This is a genomic window from Massilia sp. CT11-108, assembly GCF_047302915.1.
GTDB lineage: Bacteria > Pseudomonadota > Gammaproteobacteria > Burkholderiales > Burkholderiaceae_D > Telluria > Telluria orientalis.
The window spans coordinates 1-3872 of record NZ_JBKYMO010000506.1 but is presented as its reverse complement, the minus strand read 5'-3'; the positions used below and the strand labels follow the sequence as shown (position 1 = coordinate 3872).

Annotated in this window: 3 protein-coding genes; 2 read left to right on the top strand and 1 reads right to left on the bottom strand. The window is 65.2% G+C overall.

Going from position 1 to position 3872, the window contains the following annotated elements; translation table 11 throughout:
- Positions 1–98: 98 nt before the first annotated feature.
- A complete protein-coding gene (gene selD / locus ACEN88_RS26320) occupies positions 99–1154 on the top strand; it encodes a selenide, water dikinase SelD (RefSeq protein WP_413344414.1) in 1056 nt (351 codons plus the stop codon).
- A gap of 8 nt (positions 1155–1162) precedes the next feature.
- On the opposite strand, the gene ACEN88_RS26315 is transcribed toward selD, so the two are convergent.
- A complete protein-coding gene (locus ACEN88_RS26315; protein ID WP_413344412.1) occupies positions 1163–1807 on the bottom strand; it encodes a DUF1906 domain-containing protein in 645 nt (214 codons plus the stop codon).
- 481 nt (positions 1808–2288) lie between these two features.
- Here ACEN88_RS26315 and leuA point away from each other — a divergent pair.
- On the top strand, positions 2289–3872 hold a 1584-nt coding region (gene leuA / locus ACEN88_RS26310), incomplete at its 3' end, for a 2-isopropylmalate synthase (protein WP_413344411.1).

Below are 3872 nucleotides of genomic sequence, written 5' to 3'. Positions count from 1 at the left end.
GATCTGAAGAGAAGATTATCCACCAAGTCGAGCGCGCCTGCTCGACTTGGTGGATAATCTTCTCTTCAGATCAACGCAAGTTTAAAAAAGAGCACTGTATGAACACATCCGCCGACCAACCCATCAAACTGACCTCGTTCTCCCACGGCGGCGGCTGCGGCTGCAAGATCGCGCCGGGCGTGCTGTCCGAGATCCTGAAGAAGTCGAGCGGCTTCCCCGTGCCGAAAGAGCTCATGGTCGGCATCGAGACGGCCGATGACGCGGCCGTCTACAAGCTGAACGACGAGCAGGCGCTGATCGCGACGACCGACTTCTTCATGCCGATCGTCGACGATCCGTTCGACTTCGGCCGCATCGCCGCCACCAACGCGATCTCGGACGTGTACGCGATGGGCGGCACGCCGATCATGGCGCTGGCCCTCGTCGGCATGCCGATCAACAAGCTGCCGCTGGAGACGATCGGCAAGATCATCCAGGGCGGCGAATCGATCTGCGCGGAAGCGGGCATCCCCATCGCGGGCGGTCACACGATCGACTCCGTGGAACCCATCTACGGCCTCGTCGTGCTGGGCCTCGTGCACCCGTCGAAGGTGAAGCGCAACGCGGATGCGCGCGCGGGCGACGTGCTCGTCCTCGGCAAGCCGCTGGGCGTGGGCGTGCTGTCGGCCGCGTTGAAGAAGGATCAACTGGATGCGGACGGCTATGCCGCCATGGTCGCGAACACGACGAAGCTGAACAAGCCGGGCAAGGCCCTGTCGGAACTGGCCGGCGTGCACGCGCTGACGGACGTCACCGGCTTCGGCCTGCTGGGCCACCTGCTCGAGCTGGCGCGCGGCGCGCAGCTGACGGCGCAGCTGGACATGGCGAACATCCCGCTGCTGCCGGGCGTCGAGGCGCTGGCCCACGCCGGCTATTTCACGGGTGCGTCGGGCCGCAACTGGGATGCGTACGGCCATGACGTCGAATTGGGCGGCGCGATCACGGACACGCAGCGCGTGCTGCTGACGGACCCGCAGACATCGGGCGGCCTGCTCGTCTCGTGCGCTCCTGAAAGCGTCGACGAGGTGCTGGCGCTGTTCCGCCGCGAAGGCTTCGGCGATGCGGCCGTCATCGGGTCGATGGCGGCGGGCGCGCCGAAAGTCGTCGTCGGCTGAACGCTCGGTTAAACCATGAACAAGCCGCCGTCGCGGTCCGGATGCGTCGCGTCCGGATCGATGTCGAGCACGATCCCGTCGGCACCCGGGATGCGCACCGGAAGCAGCTGGATGATGTCGTAGCGCTTCTGTTCCGCGTACAGGCGCGAGCCCGCGAAGGCGGTCGACTGCGAAAGCCAGGACAGGGCCGCCTGGCCCCGCTCGACGAGCGTGCCGCAGCACAGGCCCGAGCCGTACACGCCCACGCGGTACGACGGCTTGCCTTCCGCCGCCACGTACAGCGCCGCGTGCACGCCGGTAAAATAATTACTGACGGCGCCGTCGAGATCGGCCTGCGTCGGATCGTAGTCGACCGCGAAATAGATCGCGGAGCCGAACGGTTGCCCGATCACGTCACGCGCCATCCGGAAGGCCGCCGCGCCGTCCGCCAGGCCCTGCGCGCGGGTAAAGAAGCCGGCGCGGGTGCCGCTCGTTTCCCACACGGCGCCGAGCGCGAGTCCCGCCTGCGACAGCGCCCGCGCCTCGCCGAGCGACAAATTCTTGGCCGCGTTGTGGCTGTAGTAGCGCAGCGCGAACGCGTAGCCCTGTTCCTTGAGCGCCTGGGCGTGGCGCGTCAGTTCCATCGTCGTGTCGAGACCTTTCAGTACGGGCATGGTGTGCTCCCTGGCGACATGAAGCGCGTACTGTGACACTCGGCTCATCCAGAGAAGTTGATTGTTCGCAAAAACCGTGGTGACCAAACGACAACACACGAAACGCTTGACACGCCAAACAAAATTCACTTAGAGTGGAGAAATGTTCTCCCCTCTGCCTCTGTCGACTTCCCTATCGCTTGCCCGCGCGCTAACGCCGGCAGCCCTGCTACTACGCGCGTAAATCGCCGCTGTCCCGCCCGGCCAAGGTTGCCGGATTCGTAGCCCAAGGAAAGTTGTACCGATGTTTGCCACTACCACATCCACGCTGTCTGTTATTTCCGCCGGAGCTATCCTGCTGTCTGCCGGCGCACGTGTGGTGTTTCGCTCGCTAAAACTACCGATCGGTTGCCGGGCCTAGCGTCCGTGGCCCGTCCGGCAGCCCCCGCCACAACGATCGAAACGACACCTTCACCAGCATTTGATAATCAGGAGCACCGCCATGTTGACCAACCCTTCCGCCAAATACCGCCCCTTCCCCGCCGTCCCGTTGGCCGACCGTCAGTGGCCGAACCGCATCATCGACAAGCCGCCGGTCTGGATGAGCACGGACCTGCGCGACGGCAACCAGGCATTGATCGAGCCGATGAGCCCGGAGAAGAAACTGCGCTTCTTCGAAAAGCTCGTGCAGATCGGCGTGAAGGAAATCGAGGTGGGCTTCCCGTCCGCTTCGCAGACGGACTTCGACTTCGTGCGCATGCTGGTCGAGGAAAAGCGCATCCCGGACGACGTCACCATCATCGTCCTGACGCAGGCCCGTGAAGAACTGATCCGCCGCACCGTCGAGTCGTGCGTCGGCGCGAAGCAGGCCATCGTCCACGTCTACAACTCGGTCGCGCCGGTGTTCCGCCGCGTCGTGTTCGGCATGAACCAGGACGAGATCGTGCAGATCGCCGTCAACGGCACGAAGCTGATCAAGGAACTGGTCGCCCAGCATCCGGACACCAAGTGGGGCCTCGAATACTCGCCGGAATCGTTCTCGACGACGGAACTGGATTTCTCCAGGCGCATCGTCGACGCCGTCGTCGACGTATGGCAGCCGAGCGCGGACAACAAGGTGATCGTCAACCTGCCGTCGACCGTGGAAGCGGCGACGCCGAACGTCTACGCCGACCAGATCGAATGGATGTGCCGTAACCTGAAGCAGCGCGAGAACCTCGTGATCAGCGTGCACCCGCACAATGACCGCGGCACCGCCGTCGCCGCCGCCGAGCTGGCGGTGATGGCCGGCGCCGACCGCGTCGAAGGCTGCTTGTTCGGCAACGGCGAGCGCACCGGCAACGTCGACCTGGTCACCCTCGCGCTGAACCTGTACACGCAAGGCGTGCACCCGGGCCTGGACTTCTCGGACATCGATGCCGTCCGCCAGCTGGTCGAGGAATGCAACCAGATCCCCGTGCACCCGCGCCATCCGTACGTCGGCGACCTCGTGTTCACGGCGTTCTCGGGCTCGCACCAGGACGCGATCAAGAAGGGCTTCGCGAAGCAGCAGGCGGACGCCATCTGGGAAGTGCCGTACCTGCCGATCGACCCGGCCGACCTGGGCCGCAGCTACGACGCCGTGATCCGCGTGAACAGCCAGTCCGGCAAGGGCGGCATGGCCTACCTGCTCGAGCAGGAATACGGCCTCGAACTGCCGCGCCGCCTGCAGATCGAATTCTCGCGCGTCGTGCAGAAGCATGCCGACGCCACCGGCCGCGAAGTCGCCGCCGCCGACATCCACGCCCTGTTCGACCGTGAGTACTTCAACCAGGAAAACGCCGCCTACCGCTACGTCTCGCACCGCCTGGTCGAGAACAGCGAGGGCGAGGAGCGCGTGCAGATCGACACGACCGTGCAGCACAACCGCGTGACGGAACCGCACCAGGGCACCGGCAACGGCCCGATCGACGCCTTCGTCAACGCGCTCGGCCTGGACATCCGTTTGATGGACTACCACGAGCACTCGATCGGCTCGGGCGCCGATGCGCGCGCCGCCTGCTACGTCGAGCTGCGCCTCGCGAACGGACCCACGCTGTTCGGCGCC

What these genes read in the sequence shown, in the direction of transcription:
- ACEN88_RS26315 (WP_413344412.1), bottom strand. Translation starts at nt 1,807, where the DNA reads ATGCCCGTACTGAAAGGTCTCGACACGACGATGGAACTGACGCGCCAC.
- selD (WP_413344414.1), top strand. Translation starts at nt 99, where the DNA reads ATGAACACATCCGCCGACCAACCCATCAAACTGACCTCGTTCTCCCAC.